The organism is Gordonia phosphorivorans, from assembly GCF_042432625.1.
GTDB classification, from domain to species: Bacteria; Actinomycetota; Actinomycetes; order Mycobacteriales; family Mycobacteriaceae; genus Gordonia; species Gordonia phosphorivorans.
This window is the reverse complement of record NZ_JBHLWV010000019.1, coordinates 36,548-61,669: the sequence shown is the minus strand read 5'-3', so window position 1 is coordinate 61,669 and position 25,122 is coordinate 36,548. Positions and strand designations below refer to the sequence as shown.

Here is a 25,122-nt window from a genome sequence, read left to right as displayed (position 1 = left end):
CCGTACGCTGGGACTTATGGCCGATACCAAACGTGTCCTGCTCGCGTCACCGCGGGGCTATTGCGCTGGCGTCGATCGAGCGGTGGAAACCGTCGAACGCGCCCTCGCCAAGCACGGTGCCCCGGTGTACGTCCGCAAGGAGATTGTGCACAACCGTCATGTCGTCGACACCCTCACCGACCAGGGCGTCATCTTCGTCAACGAGACCGACGAGGTGCCCGAGGGGCAACTGGTGGTCTTCTCCGCACACGGGGTGTCCCCGGCCGTGCACGCCGATGCCGCCGACCGCAATCTGCGCACCATCGACGCGACCTGCCCGCTGGTCACCAAGGTGCACCAGGAAGCCAAGCGGTTCGCCCGCGACGACTACGACATTCTGCTGATCGGCCACATCGGCCACGAAGAGGTGGAAGGCACCGAAGGCGAAGCGCCCGAACACATTCAGGTGGTCGAAGGTCCGGATCAGGTCGACGACGTGCAGGTCCGCGACGAGTCCAAGCTGGTGTGGCTCTCGCAGACAACCCTGTCGGTGGACGAGACCATGGAGACCGTACGCCGGCTGCGCGAGCGGTTCCCGTTGCTCAACGATCCGCCGTCGGACGACATCTGCTACGCGACGCAGAACCGTCAGAGCGCGGTCAAGGCGATGGCGCCGGAATGCGATCTGGTGATCGTCGTCGGTTCGCAGAACTCGTCGAACTCGGTCCGACTGGTGGAGGTGGCGCTGCAGAACGGCGCGAAGGCCTCCTACCTGGTGGACTACGCCCGCGAGATCGATCCGGCGTGGCTCGACGGCGTGACGTCGGTCGGGGTCACCTCGGGTGCGTCGGTGCCGGAGATTCTGGTGCGCGGCGTGGTGGAGCTGCTCGCCGAGCACGGCTTCAACGATGTGGACACCATCACCACCGCGCAGGAGACGCTGACCTTCGCGTTGCCGCGCGAACTGCGTCCGGCACGCAACCCCCGGGCCGCCGCCGAGTAGTCACCGTCGTCGCCGGGGTGCGAACGCCCCGGCGACGAGGCCGGCCCCGACGGCCAGGGTGATTGCGACCGTGATGGCCGGGCGATGGTCGGGCTCGTCGGGCCGCGGGGCCGCCACGCGAGTGATGCGCGGAGCCGCAGCGACCTCCGGCAGGTCGGCGGTGAGCGCCGCCACCGGGTCGACGAGGCCGTAGCCGGTCGCCGCGTCCCGGTCGGGCCCGCCGCGGGCGGTACGCACGACGCGGTCGATCACCTGTTGCGCGGTCAGCTGCGGAAAACGCGCCCGAACCAGCGCGATCACCCCGGACACATACGCCGCGGCGTAACTGGTGCCGGCCAAGCGACGCGGACCGTTCTCGTCGTCGAGCGCGTCGACCGCTCTGCCGCCCGCCACGCTCACGACGTCGGTGCCGGGCGCGGCGACGGTGACCCACGGTCCGGCCAGGCTGAACGCGGCGGGTGCGGCAGTGGTCGCCTCCACCGCGCCGACGGTGAGGATCTCTCGTCCGAAGCGCGCCGGCGTGGCGACCGAACGCACCTGATCCCACGCGGCGCTGGTCGAGGCGGGTGCGAGCGGATTCTGTTCGCGGCATCCGCCGGTGTCGGAGAGATTTCCCGCGGCGGCCACCACCACCGCATCGCGGGCCCGGGCATAGGCGAGGGCGCTGGCGACCGCGTCGTCGTCGATCGACGCCGTGCCGGGCACGCAGGCGGCTTCGGAGATGTTGATGACCTGCGCGCCCAAGTCGGCGGCCCGCACGATTGCCTTGGCGAGGGTGCTCAGCGGTCCGTATCCCGCGCCCATCGTGGGTGCGGCGGTCCGCCGGTCACGGGTGTCGAAGGCGCCGCTGGACTGGCGGATGGCGATCAGGGTGGAATCCGGTGCGACGCCCGCGAAGTCGTCGATGGCCGACGGCCGGGCGGCGATGATCCCGGCGACCAGGGTGCCGTGCAGGTCGCAGTCGGCCAGGCCGTCACCGGTGCTCACGTAGTCGCCGCCCGCCTGCGGGAGCGGCAGGCGCGCGTGCGGGGTGATCCCGGTGTCGATGACCGCCACGGTGACGCCGCCGCCGCGGCTGAACCGCCAGGCCTGACCGATGTCGAGCAGGCGGTGCCCGGCCGGTTCCGCCGTCGGGTCGGACGTCAGCGGCGCGGGGCGTGCGCAGTGGGTGCGCTGCTCGGTCGGCTGCGCGGGTCCCACCGGCAGCGCGCTGACCGGAACCAGCGCGGTCACCAGCGGCTCGGGGCGCGCGGTGGCCGTCGCCGGGGTCGCGGCGGCGACGGCGACCAGTGCGCCGACCAGGGTGAGTCGCGCCGCCGCAGTGGGGGACGGCATCAGAATTCGCGGATGGCGCGATAGGTGCCCAGCAACCACAGCAGCAGCGGAATGATCGCGACGATCACCGCGTACTCGGCCAATTCCAGCGTGCGCCGCTGCAGCGGCGAGAAGCTGTGGCCATCCGCGGTGGTCCCGATGATGAATGCCGCTGCGGCCAAAGCGATTCCGCCGACGGTCATGGCGACCGCCGACCCGCTGCCGAGGAGCACCGCCAGGAGGCAGCCGAGGCCCGCGGCGATCAGCGCGGCGCTCTGGGTGCGGTGAGCGTGGGTGCGGCCGCGGGCGATCAGGGCGGCGGCCACGGTGCCGCACAGCAGCAACGACACCACCGATCCGCCCCAGCTGCCGGCGACGACGAAGGCGGCGACGACCGCGGTGCCGCAGGCGCCGATGAGGATGCCGGTCAGGTATCCGGCGGCCAGCCGGGCTCGGCGGGAGAGCCGATCCAGGTCGACCAGCGCCAGTTCCGCGATCGCGGCGACCGCGTCGAGGCCGTCGACGGTGACCGTCGCCGTCGGCTCGGGCAGCGGTGGTGGGAGAGTGGGCACCGGCGGCAACGGCAGGCGCCCGGCCGCGATGGCCACCCGGGGCGCTAGCAGAACGCTGTACACCGAGACGGCCGCGACGATCGCGGCGGCCGTTCGCAGGTCCCCGGTCGCCATCGCGATGAGGCCGGCGACGGCGAGGAGTGCGCACACGGTGCTCATGCAGGCGTGCAATGCGGCGCCGACTCCCGTGCTCCGGTGCAGCAGCAGGGCCGCGACCAGTCCGCACGCACCGGCCGTCGCCAGTGCGGGACCGAGGGTGTTCGGTTGTGGCGCAAACGATCCCGCGGTCGTGGCGGCGAGGACGGCGCAGATCGAGAGGACGGCGGTGCTGCGGCGATCGACGCCTGCGCGGTGGCCGAGGATCGCGACGGCCACCAGCAGCAGGGCGGCACCGCCGAGCACGGAGGCGGCGAGGAGCGGCGACAACGGCAGGAAGCGGGCGGCGAGTGCGGCGAACGCGGTGGCGGCCAGGCAGCCGCCGTAGCCGACCGTGCGCGCGGACTCGGCGGTCCAGCCCGGGGCCTGGCGGTCGGCGAGGTGCGCGAGGCCGTCGACGACGTCGTCGACGAGCGCGGCCGGGCTGCCGGGCCGGCCGTCGACGACGAGGAGCAGTTCGCCGTCGACCAGTCCGACGTCGGTGAGCGTGGCCTCCACCGGGAGCGGCGGGGCGCCGATGCGGGCGAGCGTCCAGTGCGGCAGGCAGTCGATGCGATCGGCATCGTCGACGGGTGGATCCGGCAGTCGGAGCAGGTCGAGAAGGTCGGGCAGCAGCGCCGCGATCGGTGTTCGGGTCGGGAGCGCCACGTCGACCTGGGTGTCCGCTCCGAGAACGGAGAGTCGTACCAGTTCCGGTTCCGCGCTTCGCAGCGCTGGGCCGAGCCCCGCGGCATCGTCGATCGTGGTCATCGTGCAAACCCTCCCCCGAGGTTCCTGACACACCGTCCCCGCGCTCCCATGGCGACGATGGTGGTCGACTTTAGTCACCTGCGGCCGTCGGCGGGGACCGTTTCGGTTCACCCCGTCACTTTCCGTTCGCGCCGTCGGTCCAGACCGACGGGGTGAACCGATTCGGGGGGGGCGACGGGGATCGCCGTCAATAGTGGTCATTCGGGCACCCGGCCGCGGGGGTTCCTGATAAACCGTCACCATCGCCGGGACGGCGACCACGACTTCGGGGGGAGTCCGATGGGTACGACGGTGGCTTTTGTGCGCCCGCGGCGGCTGACTCAGCCGGTCGCGCCGGGCGGGGAACTGGTGTTGACCGGTCCGCCGGAGGTGGCGCGCGGGGCGCCGCAGAGCCTGTTGGTGCGACTGTTGCCGCTGGTCATGGTGGTCGCTCTGGTCGGCATGGTGGCGCTGATGGTGATGACCGGTGGTCGCGGGGCGCTGTCGAATCCGCTGTTTCTGATGTTCCCGTTGATGATGGTGATGTCGATGGTGGGCATGCTGGCCGGCGGTGGTCGAGGCGGCCCGCCGCGCTCGGCGGAGCTGAACGAGGACCGCAAGGACTACCTACGATATCTGGCGCAGACGCGCGCCGGTGTCGGGGCGACGGTGCGCGAGCAGCGGATCGCGGCGGCGTGGTCGCATCCGGATCCGGCGGCCCTGCCCGCGCTGCTCGGATCGGTACGGATGTGGGAGCGGCGTCCGGGCGACGCGGACTTCCTGCAGATCCGTCTCGGCGTCGGCACCCAACCGTTGGCCACCGCGCTGGTTCCGCCGGAAGTGGCGCCTGCGGAGGACCTGGAACCGGTGTGCGCGTTGGCGTTGCGGCGCTTTGTGCAGACGCATGCGACGGTGCCCGGCCTGCCCAGTGCGGTATCGCTGCGGAGTTTTCCGGCGGTGGGCTTCGAGGGACCGCGCGCGGAGGTGCTGGGATGCGTGCGGTCGATGCTCGCCGCCGTGGCGCTGTTGCACGGCCCGGACCACGTGCTGGTCGCGGTCGCCGCCGAGGACCCGCGTGCCCCCGACTGGGACTGGGTCAAATGGCTGCCGCACGCGGCGCATCCGACGGTGCGGGACCGGGTGGGCGCGGCACGGATGATCTACGACAGCCTCGAGCTGCTCGAGACCGATCTCGCCGACGACCTCGCGCAACGCGGCAGATTCTCGCGGTCGGCGCCGCCGGTGGGGGCGCGGCCACACCTGATCGTGGTGCTCGACGGTGGTCCTCGTACCGGCGATGAGGAGCTGGTGATCGGGGCTGGGCGCGAGGGTTTGACGGTGCTCGATCTGCGGCCGGACGGGGAATCGTTGGCGGTGCGCCGCGGTCTGCGGTTGGTGGTGGAAGGCGGCGGCGTCGCCGCGCACACGGTCGCGGGGTTGGAGCGGTTCGCGACGGCGGACTCGCTGTCGGCCGAGCGTGTCGAAGTGCTGGCGCGTGGACTCGCGCGGTATCGGCCTGCCAGCACGCTTCCGCTGCCGGGTTTGGATACGGCGCAGGTGGCGACGGATCCGGGACTTCCCGCGCTGCTGGGCATTCCGGATGCGACCGCCTTCGATCCGCTGCGCGGCTGGCGGGGCCGCACACCCCAGCAACGGCTGCGCGTGCCCATCGGTTACACGGCCGAGGGCACACCCGTCGACCTGGATCTGAAGGAGAGCGCGCACGGCGGCATGGGACCGCACGGGCTGTGCATCGGAGCCACCGGTAGCGGCAAGAGCGAATTCTTGCGGACCCTGGTGCTGGCGTTGATCGCGACGCATTCACCGGACGAGCTGAACCTGGTGCTCGTCGACTTCAAGGGCGGCGCCACGTTTTTGGGTCTGAACACCCGGCATGTGGCGGCGGTGATAACCAACCTCGAACAGGAACTGGCGATGGTCGACCGGATGGCCGACGCACTCTCCGGTGAACTCAACCGGCGCCAGGAATTGCTTAGGGCCGCAGGCAATTTCGCCAATGTCGGCGAGTACGAGCGGGCGCGCGAAGCGGGGGCGGCGCTGGCTCCGCTGCCCGCGCTGTTCATCGTCGTCGACGAGTTCTCCGAACTGCTGGCGCAGAAGCCCGAGTTCGCCGAGCTGTTCGTGGCCATCGGGCGGTTGGGCCGGTCGTTGCACATCCACCTGCTGTTGGCTTCGCAGCGACTGGACGAGGGGCGGCTGCGCGGCCTGGACAGCCACCTGTCGTATCGGATCGGACTGAAGACCTTCTCCGCCAACGAGTCTCGGACCGTGCTCGGCGTCCCGGACGCCTATCACCTGCCCAGCACTCCCGGTGCCGCGTACCTCAAGTGCGACTCCGGCGCGCCCGTCCGCTTCAGCACTTCGTTCGTCTCCGGCCCGTATCTACCGCCGCACAGCGGGCCGGTGGGGGCCGACGGGCTGCCGCGGGCTTCCGGGGAGGTGCTGCGGTTCACCGCCGAACGGGTGCCGTTGCCCGAGTTCGACGACGTCGAGGAGGTCCAGGCGCCGACGGGAACATCATCGCTGTTGGACACGCTGGTCGGGCGGGCCGCGGGTCACGGCAGCCTGCCGCATGCGGTGTGGTTGCCGCCGCTGGAATCGGCGGTGACCCTCGACGCGTTCGTCGCCGGCCACGCGGCGATCGGGGATCTGCGGATCCCGATGGGCGTGGTGGATCGGCCGTACGACCAACGTCGGGAAACCCTCTGGCTGGATCTGAGCGGAGCGGCGGGCAATGCCGCCGTCGTCGGAGGCCCGCAAGCGGGCAAGTCCACCGCCCTGCGCACGCTGATCTGTGCGGCCGCGGCCACGCACACACCGCAGCAGGTGAGCTTCTACTGCCTGGACTTCGGCGGCGGCACCCTGGCGGCCTTGGCCGGCCTGCCGCACGTGGCCGGTGTGGCCACGAAGAGTCGCCGCGACGCCGTGCGGCGCACCCTGGCCGAGGTCCGCGCGATCCTGGCCGCGCGGGAGGAGCTGTTCGCCACGGAGGGGCTGGAGTCGATGCGCGAATACCGGGCGGCGCGGCACGCGGGCCGGTTCGCCGAGGATCCGCACGGCGACGTGTTCCTGGTGATCGACGGGCTGACCACGCTGCGCAGCGATTTCGAGACCGTCGAGGACGACGTCAACACCCTGGTGGGCCAAGGACTTTCGTTCGGGGTGCACGTGATCGTCGCGTCCGCACGGTGGGCGGACATCCGCCCGGCGATGAAGGATCTGCTGGGGACGCGACTGGAGCTGCGGCTGGGTGATCCGCTGGACTCGGAGATGGGGCGAAAAGTGGCCGCCACCGTTCCGACCGGACGCCCCGGGCGCGGTCTCACCGGGGAGGAGCTGCACTTCCTGGTGGCGCTGCCGCGGGCCGACGGCCGTGCGGAGGTCGAGAGCCTCCCGGAGGGCACCGCGGCGTTCGTCGCCGAGACCGCCGGCGTCTACGCCGACTGCCCTGCGCCGCGGGTGCGGCTGCTCGCGGACGACATCGACCTGGCGTCGATCACCGAATCGATGGCCGCGCACGGGGATTCGGCCCGAGAGGGGAAGCCGGTCCTCGGGCTGCGGGAATCGGACCTGGCGCCGGTGGTGATGGATTTCGCCGCGGAGCCGCACCTGTTGGTCTTCGGCGATGTGGAGTCGGGCAAGACCCAGACGCTGCGGACCCTGGTCACCGGTCTGGTGGCCGGCGGCGGCCCGGAGGTTTGCAAGCTGGTGCTCGTCGACTATCGCCGCACGCTGTTGGGAGCGGTCGCCGGGGAGCATCTGGCCGGCTATGCGAGTTCGGCGCAGACGGCGGCGCCGATGATGGCGGCGTTGGCCGACTATCTGCGGGCGCGCTTGCCCGGCGAGGATGTGACGGCCGATCAGTTGGCGTGCGGGGACTGGTGGTCCGGGCCCGTCGTCTATCTGGTGATCGACGACTACGACCTGGTGGCCACCGCGATGGGCAACCCGCTGACGCCGCTGGTGGAGTTGCTCGGGCACGCGCGGGACATCGGTCTGCGGGTGATCCTGGCGCGGCGTTCGGGGGGAATCGGGCGAGGGTTGTTCGATCCGCTGGTCGCCGGTCTGCGCGACCTGTCGTGCGATGTGCTGCTGCTGTCGGGTGACCCGGATGAGGGCTACATCGTCGGCCGGCACCGGATGCAGAAGCTCGGTGCCGGGCGGGGCGAGCTGATCTCCCGGGCCCGGCGCGCGGACATGGTGCAGGTGGCGCGATGACGGCACCGGCGGTGTCCGCAGCGGACCGTGTCCTGCGCATCGCGGCCAGCCACGCCGACGCGGCCGCGGAGACCTGCGTGGTGATCGAAGAACTGCTGGTGCCGGGCGAGCCCGCGGGCTGGGGCCCGCCGCTGTGGCGGGCGCTGGTGCTGAGAAGGCCGCACGGCGTGTGGCAGGTGGTGCGCAGCGCCGCCGATGAGCTGGGCACCGAGCTTCCCGAAGAGCTGTGCGAGCTGGGTCGGACCGCGGACCTGGTGCTGGTCGACGGTCCGCAGCCGACGGAGCTGACGGCGCAACTGGCGCGAGCGCTGCCGGGGCGGCGGGTGGCACAGGTCGATCCGGTGCTGGTGGCGCGGCACGGCGACCGCTACGTGCCGCGGACGAGTCTGGACTTCGGCTTCCCGCCGCCCCCGGAGCCGTCTCGGCGGCGAGGTCCGCGGCTGCTGGTGGCAGCGGTGGTCGTCGTCGTCGTGGCACTGGGGTTGGTGGGTGTGGTGGCGCGCTGGCCGCGGCAGGCCGCCGCCGACGTCGCCGCGGCCCGAGTCGGTCCGGTGGAGGTGACGGTGCCCGGGGGTTGGCGACGCACCGAACTGTCCGGCGATCGCCCCGATGACGGGCGGGGCCTGCGCGCGGTGTTCGCCGCTGGCGAGGACGGGCGACGCCTCATCGTGGTGGTGACGGCGCTGCGGGCCGGATCGGACCGGGCGGCAGTGGCTGCCAGCCTGGCCCACCGGATCGCCCAGCGCGGCGACGAGGTGGTGGTGGAGTTCGCGGCGTCGAGCACCTACGGCGGGCGGCAGGTGATCAGCTACCGCGAGGCGCCGGTGTCCGGGGCGGCGGTGCGCTGGTACGTGGTGGTCGACGGTGGATTGCAGATCAGTGTGGGTTGTCAGGAGGGGACCGGTGGCCACCGGATCGACGAAGCCTGCCGTCGTGCGGTGGGCAGTGCGCGCATCGTCGGCGGGTGATGGTGTCAGAATCAGAGGCGTTACCCCCACCAGAGGAGCGCGATGTCAGATCAAAGTGAGCAGCCCACTGGACTTTTCTGTCTCGAAGGCGAGTGGAGTGACTCTCTAACAGACGCAAAATCCGTGCGTCCATTGCTGGACCTGCTAGCGAGCACCGGCTCTGCTAGGTATATCCACCGCCGCATCGCTACGAGTACGGAGTTCTTCCATCAGCTCGACAAGTGGTTGGAGGGCGGGTGTGAAGGGGATCTCGACGACTACCTGACACTGATGATCGCCGCGCACGGGCTGGTCGGAGAAGTGGAGTTCGATGATAGGTCTGTCAGCCTGGAGGACCTGGGCAAGCACTTCGACGGCCGCGCTGGGGACTGTTTCGTCTATTTCGGCTCGTGCGCCACGCTGTCCGCGCCGGATTCGGAGCTGCTTCGGTTTCGTGCTCGTACCGGTGCGCGTGCGGTCTTCGGCTATACGCACGATGTGGACTGGCTGACGTCTGCCGCGTTCGAGGCGCTGCTCATCCACGAGATGACAAACAGTGCGAATGGTGCGCAGGTGTTCAGTCGCTTACATGCTCGGTACGGCAGCATGGTGGAAGAACTCGGCTTGACCGTCGTGACAAGCTCTGGGGTGCGGCGCGCCCATGCATAGGTCGATGCTGTAGAACTCCCCGTGCTCGGCGAACACGGAGGCCCACTGAGCGGACTCGCGGACGTCGAGCGTCACGGCCTGCGGGCGGCCGCCAGCCGTGGAGTGGTGTCGCCCTCCCGGTCGGGCAGGGTGAGCCGATAGAAGCGGAAGACCGAGAAGTCCCCGATGGGCAGCTGTTCGACCGCAGCGAATCCAGCCTGGATCGCGTAGCGCTCCAACACGGCCGGACGCATCACCGTGCCCGTCGCGGCCGACCCCGGCGTCGCCATGCTGTCCGGCAGACAGAGGAAGAGGCTGTAGGCGTACATGAGCCGCTCCAGCAGCTTCTCGTCGGGCGAGCCTGCTTCCGGATCGAAGGTCGCGGCCACCGCTTCGTCCATCACGACCACCGCGCCGTCGGGCTTCACCATGGTGCGCGCGGCACTGAGCACCTGAACCGGAAACGGCATGTCGTGCAACGCTTCGAAGATGAATACCGCGTCCTGGCTGTGCGCCGTGACGGGGTCGGCCCCGTCGGCGACGTAGAACTCGACGTTCGCGCTTGGGCCCCGGGCGTCGGCGTTGCCCCGCTCCGCCACGATGGACGGTTCATCGATGTCGATGCCCGTCACCTGCGACTGGGGGTAGGCGCGGGCAAGAGCCAGAGTGGACCACCCGAAGCCGCATGCCACGTCGGTGATGCGCGCACCCGGTCGCGACAGAACGCTGTGCAGTGACTCCACGGAGGCGAGCGCCTGCGGCAACTGTTCCAGGAACCAGGGCCGGTTTCCCTCGGCTTGCGCCTGCCTCGCTTCATCGCCGACCTGATCCCACGTGACACCCCCGCCGTGCTTGTACGCCTCCAGGAGCTCGGGCATGCCGGCAACCCCGGCCCGCAGCATCCGCACCATCGGCAGGAGTGCCGTCGTGGTACCGCGATGGACCAGAACCTCTGCGGCGCCGGCGGGGAGCCGGAAGCGCCGGGCGCCAGCGCCAGACGGCGCTGACGCCACGACCTCCACGAGACCGGCCATCGTCTGTTGTTCCAGCCACTCCTGGGCGTAGCGCGATTGCGTATCGGTGGCCAGCGCCAGGTCCGAGGCGGTGCGCCCGGCCTCTCCGGCAGCCGCGAGCTCCGCATACCAGCCGAGTCCGTCGCCCAGGACGATGCTCGCCGTTTCAGCGAATCCGAGGACGGCCTGAGTCACCCTGTCGCTATACGCCTCAACGGCTTCCCGCGTGCTTGCGTGAAACTCGCTGGTCATGCCGCCGTTGTCCGCGTGCGTCGAACGGAAAAGCAGGCACGACACCAGAAGTACGTGATTCTGCAATGCGCCCTCGACATGGCAGACGGTACGGCTCGTCGACGTGGACTAGAAGTTGCCCTTCGCGGCCCAGCCCCCGTCGACGGGGTAGATCTCGCCGGTGAGGAAGTCGCCCTCGCGCATGAGGTAGGCGACCATTGAGGCGATCTCGGAGGGCAGGCCGAGGCGACGGACGATGTGCGCGTTGGCGTTGGCCTGGCGCATCTCGTCGGTGATGTCGGCCAGAATCGGGGTGTCGATGGTGCCCGGTGCGATGGCGTTGATCAGTACGTTGTGCGGACCGTACTCGTAGGCGGCCTGTTTGGTGAGGCCCACGACGCCACCCTTGGCCGCCGAATAGGACGCCAGGTTGGGCAGGCCGCGCAGAGCCGCCATCGAGGAGATGTTGACGATGCGGCCGCCGCCGTTGTCGATCATGGACGAGATCACCGCCTGCATGCCGAGCCACACGCCCTTGAGGTCGGTGCCGATCACCTGGTCCCAGGCTTCCTCGGTGAGTCCGACCACCGAGTCCTCGCTGATCATGTTGACCACTCCGGCGATGTTCGCCAGGGCGTCGACGCGGCCGTGCTCGGCGAGCACCGGCTCCTACACGCTCTGGGATGTGCCGACGGCCGTCGACGAGCTGACCGCCCTGATCTCGGCCACCCCGCAGATCAAGGACGTGCACTTCTGGGCGCAGCTGCCGGGCGAGTGGGTGGAGAGCGGCAGCACGCGGATCCGGGTCCTCGCCGACCAGGTGGTGCCGGCAGTGCGCGAGCGACTGGCGGCCTGAGGTCGTCGCCGGTTGACGCTGTCGCTTTCCGTTCGCGCTGTCGGTCCAGACCGACAGCGCGAACGGAGTCGGGAGGCTTGTGGACGAAGCAGTGCCGGTTCGCCCGCGTCGCGGTCTATGGGGCGGGTGCGGTGGCCGAGATGGTCAGGCGCACGTCGTCGGCCACCTTCACCGTGCCCATCAGCAGTGAGAACTGTTTGATCTTGTAGTCGGTCTGGGTGATCGTCGTTTCGCACGAGAATCCGGTGCCGTCCCGTCGCACGGTGACCGGGTGGGGGCGGGTGACCCCGTGCAGGGTCAGCTCGCCGTCGACGGAGTAGACGTCGCCGTCGCGCACCACCCCGGTCGAGGCGTAGGTGATCGTCGGGTACTTCTTCACCTCCAACGACTTGAGGGCGTTGCTGCGGGCGATCCCCGGTTCGGCCCCGGTCCACGGGGCGATGCCGCCCTCGCCCTTGAGGACGGTGAGAGAATCGACGTCGACGGTCAGGGTCACCGCAACCGGATGGCCGTCGTCGACGGTTACCTGAGCGGTCCACCCCTTCATCTCGATGGTGAGCTTGTGGCCGGTGCGTGCGGCCCGGCCGGCGGTCCCGGTGTGCAGGAGGAGTTCACCGTCGTCGCCGGTCAGCGTCCATGAGTCGGTCATGCCACCACTGTGGCATCCGGCCCGTGCGGTCGCCGGGTTGTTGGACGGTTTTGACCCGCGGTGGCCGAGTCCAGTAAATTGGACCGCTGGTGCATGACCTCGTCGTCAGCCCCGGGTCTCTACCGGTCGCCGGGAATCAGCTGTGTCTATGCGCTTCGACCGGCAGAAGTACAACAACAGTGAGGACTACTGTGTCTACCTACAGCCCGAAGGCCGGTGACATCACGCGCACGTGGCATGTCATCGACGCCAGCGATGTGGTGCTCGGCCGCCTCGCCGTGGCGAGCGCGACCCTGCTCCGCGGCAAGCACAAGCCGACGTACGCCCCCCATATGGACACCGGCGACTACGTCATCATCATCAACGCCGAAAAGGTCGCGCTCAGCGGCAACAAGGCGGACAACAAGCGGATCTACCACCACTCGGGTCACCCGGGCGGCCTGAAGTCCCGCACCATGGGTGAGGTCCTCGCGACCCGTCCGGATCGTCTGGTGGAGAAGGCCGTCAAGGGCATGCTCCCGAAGAACAAGCTCGGCGATCAGATCGCCTCGAAGCTGAAGGTCTACGCAGGCCCGAACCACCCCCACGCGGCGCAGCACCCCGCCCCCTTCGAGATCAAGCAGGTGTCCCAGTGACCAACGAAGACGTGAACAACGAGGTCGAGGTCGTGGACGAGGAAATCGTCCTGGAAGACGGCGCCTACACCACTGAGTCCGACGACGTCGAGGCCACCGAGGTCGTTTCGCGCGGCCCGGTCGTCTTCGATCGCGCAGTGCAGACCGTCGGTCGCCGCAAGGAGGCCGTCGTCCGCGTGCGTGTCCTCCCCGGCAACGGTGAGTTCAAGCTCAACGGCCGCACCCTGGAGGAGTACTTCCCCAACAAGGTGCACCAGCAGCTGGTCAAGTCCCCGCTGGTGGCCGTCGAGCGCCCCGATGTCTTCGACATCCAGGCCAACCTCGTCGGCGGTGGCCCCTCGGGCCAGGCCGGCGCCATGCGTCTGGCGATCGCCCGCGCACTGATCGAGGTCAGCCCCGAGGATCGTCCGATCCTGAAGAAGGCCGGCTACCTCACGCGTGACCCGCGTGCTGTCGAGCGTAAGAAGTACGGCCTCAAGAAGGCCCGTAAGGCTTCGCAGTACAGCAAGCGCTAAGTGGCACGTCTTTTCGGCACCGACGGCGTCCGGGGCCGGGCCAACGATCAGCTCACTGCAGAGCTGGCGTTGGGCCTGGCCTCGGCCGCCGTTTGCGTTCTCGGTGCAGATGCCCTCGCTTCGCCCGATGCGCGTCGACCCCGCGTGGTGGTCGGTCGCGATCCGCGCGCGTCCGGGGAGTTCCTGGAAGCCGCTCTGTGCGCGGGTCTTGCCGCCGCCGGAGCCGACGCGATCCGGGTCGGCGTGGTGCCGACGCCCGCGGTCGCCTTCCTGACCGCCGACTATGCGGCGGACTTCGGCGTGATGATCTCCGCCTCCCACAATCCGATGCCCGATAACGGCATCAAGTTCTTCGGTGCCGGTGGGCACAAGCTCGGCGACGACGTCGAGGACGCCATCGAGGCGGCGATGGCCGCCGAGCAGCCGCGTCCCGTCGGCGCCGGCGTCGGCCGGTTGATCGACGCGCCGGACGCCGTCGACCGATACCTGGAGCACTTGGCCGCCTCCGGCGGTCGTCACCTCGACGGACTGACCCTCGTGGTGGACTGCGCCAACGGCGCCGCGGCGCGCGTGGGGCCGATGGCCTACGAAGCGGCCGGTGCGCGCGTCATCGCGATTCATGCCGAGCCCGACGGTCTCAACATCAACGACGGCTGCGGCTCCACCCACATGGAGAACCTGCAGCGCGCGGTCCTCGAGCACGGCGCCGACCTGGGCCTGGCGCACGACGGCGACGCCGACCGCTGCCTGGCCGTGGACTCCACCGGCGCGGTGGTCGACGGCGATCAGATCATGGCGATCCTGGCGTTGGCCATGCACGAGCGTGACGAACTCACCGACGGTGTGCTGGTCGCGACGGTGATGAGCAACCTGGGCCTGCATCTGGCGATGACGGAGGCCGGTATCGGTCTCAAGATCACCGGTGTGGGCGACCGCTACGTCCTGGAGGAACTGCGCGCCGGGGGCTATGCCCTGGGCGGCGAACAGTCCGGTCACATCGTGATTCCGTCGGCAGGAACCACCGGCGACGGTGTGCTCACCGGCCTGCTGCTGGCCCGCCGGGTGGCCGAGACCGGCCGCCGACTGGCCGATCTCGCCTCGGTGATGACGATCCTTCCGCAGGTGCTGATCAACGTGCCGGTGACCGACAAGCATCGCGTCGCCGTGGATCGGGCCGTCGAAGTGGCGGTGGCCGAGGCCGAGCTGGAACTGGAAGGCAACGGCCGAATCCTGCTGCGCCCGTCCGGTACCGAGCAGTTGGTGCGCGTCATGGTGGAGGCCACGACGGCCGACGCCGCGCAAGCCATCGCCGAACGCGTCGCGGACGTCGTCGCCACCGTCTGACCCACGATCTCCTCCCGGCGGGGCGTCTGTCGGCGTGTCGAGGGAACCGGAGCGTCCCCGCGCGCGTCTAACCAGACATGAGCGAAGATGTGCGGCTCGACGCCGCCGGCCTGGATCGACTCGTCGCACGGCAGCTGGCCGTGGCCGACGCCCTCACCGCGTGCGCGCAGCGGCTCACGCTGCCGCACGACTGGGTGCGGTCGCCGGCGCACCGGGAGGCCGCGGCGGCGCTGGATGCGCGGCTGGCGCATCTCTCCGAGCGGTTGACGGCGGCGGGTGCCGGGGTGGCCGGGCTCGCCGAGCGAATCGGCAGGCAAGCGGCCTCGGTGGTGGAGGCGGACCGAGAGTCGGCCGGTGAACGCGATTGAGATGTTTCTGGCGCTGCTGCGCCAGTGGCGCGACCGCGGCGCGGTGGCCTTCGACGACGACGACGTAGCCGCCCCACACGCGGCCGTGAACGCCTTCGATCTGGACTCCTTCGGGCGGATGGCCGACTCCCTGCGCGTTCAGTCCAGCGTGCTCGACGACGCCCTGGGCTCGCTGACCTCGGTGGGTGCGGACGTGCCGCAGAGCTGGAGCGGATCGGCGGCCGCTGCCCTGCAGACGGCGGCGGGCCGATTGGCCGTCGACCTGATTCCGGCCGCCGAGGCGCTGTCCCGCCACGCCGACTCGGCGGTCGCCGCCCGCGACGTCCTCGGCGAGGTGCTCGACGACTACCGGTCGACGATGGCGCAGGCCACCGATCCGCTGGCGGCCGGCCTCGCGCTGCCGGAGGCGAGCGTCGAACTGAGCGCCCGCCTGGAATTGGCGGCCGCCGCCGGTCGTGCGGCCTCGGCGGCGGTGGACGACGGCATCGCCGCGCTGGCCGACGAGTGGCGCTCGGCCGGCGAACTGGTGCTGGCCGGTGACCGGTGAGCACCCGCGCCCGGCTGGAACAGATCGGCGCCCGCGCCCGCGCGGAACTCGCGGCCGCCCGGGGCGCCTATCGCCGTGCCGTCCCGCCCGTCGCGGTCGTCGCCGACGAACCCGAATCCCTACCGCGCCTGATGGTGCCGGTGGAACTGGATAGGGTAGGACCGTGTTCGGGAAGAAGAAGGTCGTAGCGCCCCCGCCGGACGAGCTGATGAAGCTGCTGGCTCGCCGCGGACCGCACAAGGTCGATCGTGGCGATCTGGGCATCGTCGGGCTGTCCGGCCAGGTCTTCGCGCCCAGGGAAGGCAAGAACTTGCCCGCCGTCGCCTTCGGGCACGGCTGGTTGCGCAGTTCGCGCGCCTACCGTGACCTCCTGTTCCACCTGGCCTCGTGGGGCATCGTGGTGGCCGCGCCGGACTCCGAACGGGGACCGCTGGCCTCCGACATCGAGCTGGCCACCGATCTGCGGGCCGCGCTGACGGTGTGCGCGGGCGTGCAGCTGGGTGCCCCCGGCCGGCTCTCCGTCGACGCCGACCGCTTGGGCCTGGTGGGTCACGGGTTCGGGGCCGCAGCCGCCGTGCGCGCCGCCGCCGACCGCACCCTCCTGGGGCGCCCGCAGATTCCGGTGCGTGCCCTGGTGACGCTGTTCCCGGCGCCCACCGCCGCGGATCTGCGCGACGACGCCGCCAAGGTGACCGCTCCCGCGTTGATCCTGGCCGCGCCCACCGAGCTGGATTCGATGACCGGCAACGCCGTGACGTTGACCGAACTTCTCGGCGGCGAGGTGGTGTTGCGCACACTGGCCGGGGCCAGTGCGGGCGATCTCCTGGAGAACCCGACGGTGCGCGGCTTCCTCGGCGTCAACGGTGCCGAGCGCAAGGTGCACGCGGCGGTTCGCGCCCAGGTCACCGGGTATTTGCTTCATCGCTTGGCGGGTCGGGAGGAATACGCGGCCTTCGCCGAGCCGGAAACCACGATGGGGGCGGCGACCGTCGTCGCTGCGCCGGACATCCGGCGCGCCGACGCCGATCATTTGTCTCAGCTGCTGGGTAACCCGGCATACCGGGTCGACGACGAGAAGCGGAAGAAGAGGCTGCCCGCTCTCGGAAGGTAAACTCGCCCACCATGTGCGGAATCGTCGGATATGTGGGGCAGCGTCAGGCACTGGACATCGTGGTCGAGGCCCTGCGACGGATGGAGTACCGGGGCTACGATTCCGCGGGCGTGGCCATCGTCGACGGTGGGGGACACCTGGCGGTGGAGAAGAAGGCCGGTCGTCTGGAGAACCTCGAGAAGCTGATCGCCGAGGTGGGTCCGGAGAACCTGACCGGGACCACCGGCATGGGCCACACCCGCTGGGCCACGCACGGTAAGCCCACCGATCGCAACGCCCACCCGCACTGCAGCCTGGACGAGAAGTTCGCGGTGGTGCACAACGGAATCATCGAGAACTACGCGCCCCTGCGGGCCGAACTCGAAGAGGGCGGCGTCGAATTCGATTCCGACACCGACACCGAGACTGCGGTGCATCTGCTGCGCCGCGAATACACCTCCGGGCAGCACGCCGGCGATTTCGTGGCCAGCGCCTACGCCGCGCTGCGCCGCTTGGACGGCGCGTTCACCGTGGTCTTCGCCTCCGCGGACAACCCGGGTGTTCTGGTGGCCGCCCGCCGGTCGACCCCGCTGGTGGTCGGCGTGGGCGACGGCGAGATGTTCCTCGCCTCGGACGTAACGGCGTTCATCGAGCACACGCGCGAGGCGGTGGAACTGGGCCAGGACGAGGTGGTGGTGATCACCGCGGATTCGTACGAGGTGACCGACTTCGACGGCAATCCGACCGGCGGTACGCCCTTCCACATCGACTGGGATCTGGCCGCCGCCGAGAAGGGCGGCTACGAGTACTTCATGCTCAAGGAGATCGCCGAGCAGCCGGAGGCCCTGGCCAACACCCTGCTGGGTCACCTGGAGAACGGGCGGATCGTGCTCGACGAGCAGCGCCTGTCCGACCAGGATCTGCGCGACGTGGACAAGGTCTTCGTCGTCGCCTGCGGCACCGCCTACAACGCGGGGATGATCGCCAAGTACGCCATCGAGCACTGGACCCGTCTGCCCGTCGAGGTGGAGCTGGCCAGCGAGTTCCGCTACCGCGACCCGGTGCTGGACCGCTCGACGCTGGTGGTGGCGATCAGCCAGTCCGGCGAGACCGCCGACACCCTGGAGGCGGTCCGGCACGCCAAGGACCAGAAGGCCCGCGTGCTGGCCATCTGCAACACCAACGGCGCCCAGATTCCCCGTGAGTCCGATGCCGTGCTGTACACGCACGCCGGACCGGAGATCGGCGTCGCCTCGACCAAGTGTTTCCTCGCGCAGATCGCCGCCGCCTACATGGTGGGCCTGGCCCTGGCGCAGGCCGTCGGCACCAAGTACCCGGACGAGGTGGTCCGCGAGTTCCGCGCCCTCGAGGAGATTCCGGCGGCCGTCGAGAAGGTCCTCGAGCAGATGGAACCGGTGCGCGACCTGGCTCGCCAGTACGCGGGCAGCAACACCGTGCTGTTCCTGGGCCGGCACGTCGGCTACCCGGTGGCCCTGGAGGGCGCGCTCAAGCTCAAGGAACTGGCTTACATCCACGCGGAGGGCTTCGCCGCCGGCGAGCTCAAGCACGGGCCGATCGCGCTCATTGAGGACGGCCTGCCGGTGATCGTCGTGATGCCCTCGCCCGAGGGGCGCGCGGTGCTGCACTCCAAGATGATCAGCAATGTGCGCGAGATCCAGGCGCGCGGCGCCCGCACCATCATGATCGCCGAGCCCGGCGACGAGGCCTCCGCCGCCATCGCCGACCACTTCATCCCCATTCCGCACACCCCGACGCTGCTGCAACCGCTGGTGTCGACGGTGCCGCTGCAGGTCTTCGCGGCGACGGTGGCGCAGGAGCGCGGCTACGACGTCGACAAGCCGCGCAACCTCGCCAAATCCGTCACGGTGGAGTAGTCCCGTGCCGGTCTACTACTGCACCGCCGACGAGGTTCGGGAGGCCGAACGCGCGACCGGGGACCTGCTGACCTCCGGCACGCTGATGGCGCGCGCGGCGCACGGCGTGGCGCGCGCGGTACTCGGCGAGCTCACCCGTACCGGCGGGACCTACGGCCGGTCGGTGGGTCTGGTGATCGGTGCGGGCAACAACGGCGGCGACGCGCTGTACGCCGGGGCCGAACTCCGACGCCGGGGCGTCGCGGTCAGCGCGGTGCTGTTGGCCCCGGAGCAGACCCATGCCGCCGGGCTCGCCGCCCTGACCCGAGCGGGCGGCCGCATCGCCGACGAACTTCCGGTCGGCCTGGACGTGGTGGTCGACGGTGTGGTCGGGATCGGCGGCCGCGGTCCGCTGCGTCCGGCCGCCGCCGCGGCCTTCGCGGCGCTGTCGCCGCACACCACCGTGGTGGCCGTCGATCTGCCCTCCGGGGTGGACGCCGACACCGGCGCGGTCGGAGAGCCTGCGGTGCGGGCCGATGTCACGGTGACCTTCGGGGTGCGGCGTCGTGCCCATCTGCTGGCCGCCGAGCAGTGCGGCCGCGTGGACCTGGTCGACATCGGGCTCGGTGCCGCGGGGGACCGGACGGTGGCCGCGCTCACCGACGCCGAGGTGGCCGCGCACTGGCCGGTGCCCGGCCCGCACGACGACAAGTACACCCAGGGCGTGGTCGGCATCGTGGCCGGCTCCCCGCGGTACCCGGGCGCGGCGGTGCTGTGCACCGGCGGTGCGATCGCCGCGACCTCCGGCATGACCCGCTTCGTCGGCGCCGCGGCGCCGCAGGTGGTGGCGCACCGCCCCGAAGTGGTCGCCACCGAGGAATTCGACGACGCCGGCCGCGTGCAGGCCTGGGTGGTGGGCCCGGGCCTGGGCACCGACGCGCAGGCGGAGGCTCGGGTGGAACGGGTCCTCGCCGACGAGGTGCCGGTCCTGGTCGACGCCGACGGACTCACCGTGCTCGCGCGCCGACCCGACCTGTTGACCGGCCGGGCGGCGCCGGTGCTGCTGACCCCGCACGCGGGCGAGTTCGCTCGGCTGGCCGGCCATCCGGTCGGGCCCGACCGACTGGCCGCCACCCGGGCGCTGGCCGCGGACCTGGGGGTCACCGTGCTCCTCAAGGGGCGCATCACGCTGGTCGCCGATCCGCAGGGCCGGGTGTACGGGAACGACGCGGGCTCGTCGTGGGCGGCCACCGCCGGTGCCGGCGACGTGCTGTCGGGCATCGCCGGCGCCCTGCTGGCGGCGGGACGTTCGCCGCTGTGGGCGGGGGCGGCCGCGGCCCGCGTGCATGCGCGCGCGGCGCGCCTGGCCTCCGGCGGCGCCCCGATCGGAGCATCCGACCTGCTGGAAGCCGTGCCGAGCGCCCTGCGTGGATGGGGAGAGCTGGGACAGATGGGAGCCGAACAGAGATGACGACCGCTGACATGCCCGCGCTGGCCGCGACCGTGGACCTGGGGGCGATCGGGCACAACGTCCGCGTGGTGACCGAGCGCGCCGGTGCCCCGGTGATCGCGGTGGTCAAGGCCGACGGCTACGGACACGGTGCGGCGCCGGTGGCCCGCGCCGCGCTGGCCGCCGGAGCGGCCGAACTCGGCGTCGCGCACCTCACCGAGGCCCTGGCGCTGCGGTCCGCCGGAATCGACGCGCACATCACCTCGTGGCTGCACACGCCGAGCACCGACTTCGCGGCGGGAATCGCCGCCGACATCGACCTGGCCGTCTCCTCGCCGCGTCAGCTGGCCGCGGTGGTGGCCGCCGCCCGCGCGGCCGGGGTCACCGCCACCGTGACCGCCAAGGTCGACACCGGTCTCAACCGCAGCGGGATCGCCGCCGACGAGTGGGAGCACACCGCGCACCAGCTCGCCCAGGCGCAGGCCGAGGGCGCGGTGCGGCTGCGCGCGATGATGTGCCACCTGGCGTTCGGTGACGAACCGGACCATCCGATGAACTCGCAGCAGGCCGCGCACCTGGACTCGGCGGCCGCCGACCTGAAGCGGCGGGGCGTGATTCCGCAGGTGCTGCACCTGGCCAACTCGCCCGCCGCCCTCACCCGACCGGACCTGGCCCGCGACCTGGTGCGCCCCGGCCTGGCGCTGTACGGCTGCTCGCCGATTCCGTCGCGCGGGGACTTCGGCCTCATTCCTGCGATGACGCTCAGTGCCGAAGTGGCGCTGGTGAAGAAAGTCGCTGCCGGACAAGGGGTTTCGTACAACCACCGGTGGGTCGCTCCGAACGACACGATGGTCGCCGTGTTGCCTGCGGGCTACGCCGACGGCGTCCCCCGCCTGCTGTCCGAACGGTTCGAGGTCTCGATCAACGGTCGCCGGTTCCCCGGCGTGGGCCGCATCTGCATGGACCAGCTGGTGGTGAACCTGGGCCCCGACGGCGGCGGCGTGCGTGAAGGCGACCGCGCGGTGCTGTTCGGCGCGAACACCCCGGGTGAGCCCGCGGTGCCCAAGGCCGTCGACTGGGCCGACAGCGTCGACACCATCGACTACGAGATCATTTCCGGCATTCACGGACGTGCGCAGCGCCGCTACGTCGGTGACCCGGGCGGGGAGGTGCGATGAGCCGGTCCGAAGCAGACGATGTGCAGCCGGCGGCGCCGGCCGCCGGGAGCGGCAAGTCGGGGTGGGCCTCCGGTCTGCGCGACGTCGGGTCGCTCGGAGCGACCCTCGGTGGCAATGTGCGCCGCACTCGTCGCCGGAAGAAGTCCGGAACCGCCGTCGATCCGTACGCGGACGTCGACTTCAAGAGCATCTACACCGACGAATCGTCGACGGTGATCGCCGACGACGGGGTGGCGCTGGCCGTGCGCACCCACATCACCGGTCCCGCCGGTGACCTCGCGCCCGAACTGACCGTCATCTTTGTGCACGGCTTCACGCTGCGGATGGCGGGATGGCACTTCCAGCGCTACCAGCTGGCCGAACGCTGGGCGCAGCGCCGGGTGCGGATGGTGTTCTACGACCAGCGCGGACACGGGCGCAGCGACCCGGCCTCGGCGGCGAGTTCGTCGATCGCCCAGCTCGGGGAGGACCTGGCCTCGGTGATCCGGGCGACGGCCCCGACCGGACCGGTGGTGCTGGTGGGTCATTCCATGGGCGGGATGACGATCATGGCGCTCGCGCGCGCCCACCCCGACCTGTTCGGCTACAAGGGCCGGGTCACCGGGGTGGCCCTGGTGTCCACCGCGGCCCGCGGTATCACCGAGGCCGGTTTGGGCGGGGGCCTGAACAACCCGGTCGTCGACGCCCTACGCATCTCGGTCCGCTACTTCCCGCGGTTGGTGCAGGCCGGGCGCGGCATCACCCGGCAGGCAGTGGAACCGGTGCTGGTGGCGGCCAGTTTCGGCCCCGACTTCTACAGTCCCGCGGCCGGGCACGCGGTGGAGTCGATGATTCAGAACACGTCCATCTCGACGATGGTGAACTTTCTGCACGCGCTGGAGAGCCACGACGAGTCCACCGCGCTGCCGGTGCTGGCACAGGTGCCGTCGGTGGTGATGTGCGGCGACATCGACCGGCTGACGCCGCTGCCGAACTCGCTGCGCATGTTCACCGAACTCGGCGACGATTCGCGGCTGCGGATCGGGGAGGGGTGTGGCCACATGCTGCCGATGGAGATGCCGGAGCTGGTGACCGAGGGTATCGACAATCTGGTGCAGCGTTCCCGCCGGGCGCACGCGCGGCCCAAGATGCGCTGGTACTGGGGTGCGCGATGAACGTGGGAGAGCGGGGCGCAGCCGGTAGCTGCGAACTGCCCGAGGTGGACGACACCGAAGCCTTCGGGACGGCGCTGGCGGCGCTGCTGCGCGCCGGCGACCTGGTGATCCTGGACGGACCGCTCGGGGCGGGCAAGACCGCGCTGACGCGCGGGCTGGCGGCCGGGCTGGGCGTGGGCGGCCGGGTGTCCTCGCCCACCTTCATCATGGCGCGCGCGCATCCGCCCGGAGGTCCGGGTCGCCCCGGGCTGATTCACGTCGACGCCTACCGGCTCGGCGGCCTCGACGACCTCGACGCCCTCGACCTGGACACCGACCTGACCGACTCGGTGGTCGTGGTGGAATGGGGCGAGGGGATGGCCGAGCGACTGGTCGACGAGTATCTGCTGGTACGCCTGCGCCGCGAAGATCTGAGCGATGTACGACAGGTGAGCTGGGAATGGGTGCGCAATGACTGAGCCGGACAGACTGGTACTGGCGTTGGACACCGCCACCCCCGCCGTGGTGGTCGGCGTGGTGGCCGTAACCGCCGAAGGCCCGGTGACCCTGGCCGAGCAGGTGGTGCACGATCACCGTCGCCACGCCGAGATGCTCACCACCCTGATGAAGCAGGTACTCGCCGAAAGCGGTTGCCGCGGTGAGCAACTCACCGACGTGGTGGTGGGTTGCGGCCCGGGACCGTTCACCGGGCTGCGGGTCGGGATGGCCACGGCGGCGGCCTACGCCGACGCCCTCGCCATCCCCGCGTACGGCGTCTGCTCCCTGGACGCCATCGCCGACGCGGCCGCCCGGGAGGGCGCGCGGGGCGAGGTGCTGGTGGTGACCGACGCCCGACGCCGCGAGGTGTACTGGGCGCGTTATCGCGACGGCGTGCGGCTGATCGGTCCCGAGGTGACCGCCCCCGACGAGGTGCAGGTGGGTGCGGCGACCGTCGTCGCCGGAACACCCGGCTTCATTGACCGCTACGGAGCGGCGCTGTCGGCGGCGACGGTGCCGACCGCGTCCGCGCTGGTGTCCGTCGCCGAGCTCGGGGCGCCCCCGGCGGCGTTGACGCCGCTGTACCTGCGGCGTCCGGACGCCGTCGAACTGAAGGACCAGCGGCGCAAGTCGCTGCTGGGATGATCGTCGACGCGCTGACGCCGCGCGATCTGCCGCGATGCGCCGAACTGGAAGCCGAGCTGTTCGCCGGTGATTCGCCGTGGCCGCTGAGCGGCTTCGTCAACGAACTGGCCGCCGCGCACAACCACTACTTCGCGTTGCGGCAGCACGAAGGCGGCCCGGTGCTCGGCTACGCCGGCCTCGCGGTGCTGGGGTCGCCCGGCGGGTACGAGTGCGAGGTGCACACCATCGCCGTCGATCCCGAGTACCGCGGGCAGGGGTCCGGTCGGGCCCTGCTGGACGCGCTGCTGCGAGTTGCCGACGCGGTGGCCGCGCCGGTATTCCTGGAGGTGCGCACCGACAACGCCGTGGCCGTCTCGCTGTACGAACGCAGCGGCTTCGCCGTGGCCGGCGTGCGCCGCAACTACTATCAGCCCTCCGGCGCCGACGCCTTCACCATGGTGCGGCCCGCGGCTGCGGAGGTGAACCAGTCGTGATCGTGATGGGCATCGAGAGCTCCTGCGACGAGACCGGCGTCGGCATCGTCTCCTGGGACGGGCAGTCGGCCACCCTGCTGGCCGACGAGGTGGCTTCCAGTCAGGCCGAGCACGCCCGATACGGCGGCGTGGTCCCGGAGGTCGCCTCGCGGGCGCACCTGGAGGCCATGGTGCCGACGATGACCCGGGCGCGGGAAGCGGCGGGCATCGATCGCCCGGATGCGATCGCGGTGACCATCGGACCGGGCCTGGCCGGCGCGCTCCTGGTGGGGGTGGCCGCGGCCAAGGCGTACGCGTTGGCCTGGGACGTCCCGCTGTACGCCGTGAACCATCTGGGCGGGCACGTCGCCGTCGACACCCTCGAGCACGGGCCGATGCCGTCGGCGGTGGCGCTGCTGGTGTCCGGCGGGCACACCCACCTGCTCGGCATCGACGAGCTGGCCAAGCCGATCGACGAACTCGGCACCACGATCGACGACGCGGCCGGCGAGGCCTTCGACAAGGTGGCCCGGCTCCTCGACATGGGCTACCCGGGCGGGCCCGCGATCGACATCGCGGCGCGCGAGGGCGACCCCACCGCCATCGCGTTCCCGCGCGGGCTCACCGGCCCACGCGATGCGCCCTACGACTTCTCCTTCAGCGGCCTCAAGACCGCCGTGGCCCGCTACGTGGAGGGCGAGGTGCGCGCGGGACGATCGGTGAGTGTTCCCGACGTCGCCGCGTCGTTCCAGGAGGCGGTGGCCGACGTGCTCACCGCGAAGGCGATGCGCGCCGTCGCCGAGCGGGGCGTGGACACCCTGGTGCTCGGGGGCGGGGCGACCGCGAACTCGCGGATCCGCTCGCTGGCGCGGGAACGCGCCGACGCCGCGGGCGTGCAGCTGCGCGTGCCCGCCCCGCGTCTGTGCACCGACAACGGCGTCATGGTCGCCACCCTCGGAGCGCACGTCATCGGCGGGGGAGCGTCGCCGTCGCCGCTGACGGTGGCCACCGACCCGGGGATGTCGGTGCAGATCAGCAAGCTCTGATCGCGAGTCGG

24 protein-coding genes are annotated in these 25,122 nt (G+C 70.9%); 19 read left to right on the top strand and 5 right to left on the bottom strand.

The annotated features are described in order from the left end of the window. Positions 1–16: 16 nt before the first annotated feature. Positions 17–982, top strand: coding sequence for a 4-hydroxy-3-methylbut-2-enyl diphosphate reductase (locus ACFFJD_RS08740; RefSeq protein ID WP_382363180.1), 966 nt, complete (start codon positions 17–19; stop codon positions 980–982). Here ACFFJD_RS08740 and mycP read toward each other — a convergent pair whose 3' ends face one another. Next, on the bottom strand, positions 983–2,317 hold the full coding sequence (gene mycP, locus ACFFJD_RS08735) for a type VII secretion-associated serine protease mycosin (protein WP_382363178.1): 1,335 nt from the start codon (positions 2,315–2,317) through the stop codon (positions 983–985). Then, a complete protein-coding gene (gene eccD / locus ACFFJD_RS08730; RefSeq protein ID WP_382363176.1) occupies positions 2,317–3,774 on the bottom strand; it encodes a type VII secretion integral membrane protein EccD in 1,458 nt (485 codons plus the stop codon). The genes mycP and eccD overlap by 1 nt, the downstream gene beginning before the upstream one ends. A 279-nt stretch (positions 3,775–4,053) precedes the next feature. Between eccD and eccCa the strand changes: the two genes are divergently transcribed. Genes eccCa through ACFFJD_RS08715 form a run of 3 tightly spaced genes read left to right on the top strand, consistent with a single transcriptional unit; the run spans position 4,054 to position 9,608 of the window. After that, entirely contained in the window at positions 4,054–7,992 is a 3,939-nt protein-coding gene (gene eccCa / locus ACFFJD_RS08725; RefSeq protein WP_382363174.1) for a type VII secretion protein EccCa, read from the top strand. Continuing rightward, positions 7,989–8,960 carry a type VII secretion-associated protein gene (locus ACFFJD_RS08720; protein ID WP_382363172.1) on the top strand — a complete coding sequence of 324 codons (972 nt, stop codon included), beginning with the start codon at positions 7,989–7,991 and terminating at the stop codon, positions 8,958–8,960. The genes eccCa and ACFFJD_RS08720 overlap by 4 nt, the downstream gene beginning before the upstream one ends. A gap of 42 nt (positions 8,961–9,002) precedes the next feature. Further along, positions 9,003–9,608: a DUF6642 family protein gene (locus tag ACFFJD_RS08715; protein WP_382363170.1), complete on the top strand. Its 606-nt coding sequence runs from the start codon at positions 9,003–9,005 to the stop codon at positions 9,606–9,608. A gap of 71 nt (positions 9,609–9,679) precedes the next feature. Here ACFFJD_RS08715 and ACFFJD_RS08710 read toward each other — a convergent pair whose 3' ends face one another. Both ACFFJD_RS08710 and ACFFJD_RS08705 read right to left on the bottom strand, forming a co-directional pair. Beyond that, complete coding sequence (locus tag ACFFJD_RS08710) at positions 9,680–10,852, bottom strand: class I SAM-dependent methyltransferase (protein ID WP_382363168.1); 1,173 nt, start codon at positions 10,850–10,852, stop codon at positions 9,680–9,682. 108 nt (positions 10,853–10,960) lie between these two features. After that, positions 10,961–11,494 carry an SDR family NAD(P)-dependent oxidoreductase gene (locus ACFFJD_RS08705; protein WP_382363166.1) on the bottom strand — a complete coding sequence of 178 codons (534 nt, stop codon included), beginning with the start codon at positions 11,492–11,494 and terminating at the stop codon, positions 10,961–10,963. A 22-nt stretch (positions 11,495–11,516) separates the two neighbouring features. On the opposite strand from ACFFJD_RS08705, the gene ACFFJD_RS08700 reads away from it, so the two are divergent. Further along, positions 11,517–11,687: a hypothetical protein gene (locus tag ACFFJD_RS08700; protein ID WP_382363164.1), complete on the top strand. Its 171-nt coding sequence runs from the start codon at positions 11,517–11,519 to the stop codon at positions 11,685–11,687. Positions 11,688–11,802: 115 nt separating this feature from the next. Here ACFFJD_RS08700 and ACFFJD_RS08695 read toward each other — a convergent pair whose 3' ends face one another. Beyond that, positions 11,803–12,336: a YceI family protein gene (locus ACFFJD_RS08695; RefSeq protein WP_382363162.1), complete on the bottom strand. Its 534-nt coding sequence runs from the start codon at positions 12,334–12,336 to the stop codon at positions 11,803–11,805. Between the two features lie 191 nt (positions 12,337–12,527). Here ACFFJD_RS08695 and rplM point away from each other — a divergent pair, with 191 nt between their 5' ends. The 14 genes from rplM to tsaD all read left to right on the top strand — a co-directional run bounded on the left by rplM (position 12,528) and on the right by tsaD (position 25,111). Continuing rightward, positions 12,528–12,971, top strand: a complete 444-nt coding sequence (rplM, locus tag ACFFJD_RS08690) for a 50S ribosomal protein L13 (RefSeq protein WP_382363160.1) — start codon at positions 12,528–12,530, stop codon at positions 12,969–12,971. Then, complete coding sequence (gene rpsI, locus ACFFJD_RS08685) at positions 12,968–13,486, top strand: 30S ribosomal protein S9 (RefSeq protein ID WP_382363158.1); 519 nt, start codon at positions 12,968–12,970, stop codon at positions 13,484–13,486. Before rplM ends, rpsI begins: the two co-directional genes overlap by 4 nt. Beyond that, a complete protein-coding gene (gene glmM, locus ACFFJD_RS08680) occupies positions 13,487–14,830 on the top strand; it encodes a phosphoglucosamine mutase (protein WP_382363156.1) in 1,344 nt (447 codons plus the stop codon). Between the two features lie 77 nt (positions 14,831–14,907). After that, positions 14,908–15,198, top strand: a complete 291-nt coding sequence (locus ACFFJD_RS08675; RefSeq protein ID WP_382363154.1) for a hypothetical protein — start codon at positions 14,908–14,910, stop codon at positions 15,196–15,198. Next, positions 15,185–15,745, top strand: coding sequence for a hypothetical protein (locus tag ACFFJD_RS08670; RefSeq protein ID WP_382363152.1), 561 nt, complete (start codon positions 15,185–15,187; stop codon positions 15,743–15,745). The genes ACFFJD_RS08675 and ACFFJD_RS08670 overlap by 14 nt, the downstream gene beginning before the upstream one ends. Before the next feature lie 163 nt (positions 15,746–15,908). Beyond that, positions 15,909–16,856: a dienelactone hydrolase family protein gene (locus ACFFJD_RS08665; protein WP_382363149.1), complete on the top strand. Its 948-nt coding sequence runs from the start codon at positions 15,909–15,911 to the stop codon at positions 16,854–16,856. A gap of 11 nt (positions 16,857–16,867) precedes the next feature. After that, positions 16,868–18,730, top strand: a complete 1,863-nt coding sequence (glmS, locus tag ACFFJD_RS08660) for a glutamine--fructose-6-phosphate transaminase (isomerizing) (protein ID WP_382363146.1) — start codon at positions 16,868–16,870, stop codon at positions 18,728–18,730. Between the two features lie 4 nt (positions 18,731–18,734). Next, the gene (locus tag ACFFJD_RS08655; protein ID WP_382363144.1) at positions 18,735–20,180 is read left to right on the top strand and encodes an NAD(P)H-hydrate dehydratase; all 1,446 of its coding nucleotides are present in this window, start codon (positions 18,735–18,737) and stop codon (positions 20,178–20,180) included. Continuing rightward, positions 20,177–21,337, top strand: coding sequence for an alanine racemase (gene alr / locus ACFFJD_RS08650; protein ID WP_382363142.1), 1,161 nt, complete (start codon positions 20,177–20,179; stop codon positions 21,335–21,337). The genes ACFFJD_RS08655 and alr overlap by 4 nt, the downstream gene beginning before the upstream one ends. Beyond that, positions 21,334–22,491 carry an alpha/beta fold hydrolase gene (locus ACFFJD_RS08645; protein ID WP_382363140.1) on the top strand — a complete coding sequence of 386 codons (1,158 nt, stop codon included), beginning with the start codon at positions 21,334–21,336 and terminating at the stop codon, positions 22,489–22,491. The genes alr and ACFFJD_RS08645 overlap by 4 nt, the downstream gene beginning before the upstream one ends. Further along, positions 22,488–22,949, top strand: coding sequence for a tRNA (adenosine(37)-N6)-threonylcarbamoyltransferase complex ATPase subunit type 1 TsaE (gene tsaE, locus ACFFJD_RS08640; protein WP_382363138.1), 462 nt, complete (start codon positions 22,488–22,490; stop codon positions 22,947–22,949). The genes ACFFJD_RS08645 and tsaE overlap by 4 nt, the downstream gene beginning before the upstream one ends. After that, positions 22,942–23,613, top strand: coding sequence for a tRNA (adenosine(37)-N6)-threonylcarbamoyltransferase complex dimerization subunit type 1 TsaB (gene tsaB / locus ACFFJD_RS08635; protein ID WP_382363136.1), 672 nt, complete (start codon positions 22,942–22,944; stop codon positions 23,611–23,613). Before tsaE ends, tsaB begins: the two co-directional genes overlap by 8 nt. Further along, complete coding sequence (gene rimI, locus ACFFJD_RS08630; RefSeq protein WP_382363134.1) at positions 23,610–24,086, top strand: ribosomal protein S18-alanine N-acetyltransferase; 477 nt, start codon at positions 23,610–23,612, stop codon at positions 24,084–24,086. Before tsaB ends, rimI begins: the two co-directional genes overlap by 4 nt. After that, entirely contained in the window at positions 24,083–25,111 is a 1,029-nt protein-coding gene (gene tsaD, locus ACFFJD_RS08625) for a tRNA (adenosine(37)-N6)-threonylcarbamoyltransferase complex transferase subunit TsaD (protein ID WP_382363132.1), read from the top strand. Before rimI ends, tsaD begins: the two co-directional genes overlap by 4 nt. The last annotated feature ends 11 nt before the right edge of the window (positions 25,112–25,122 follow it).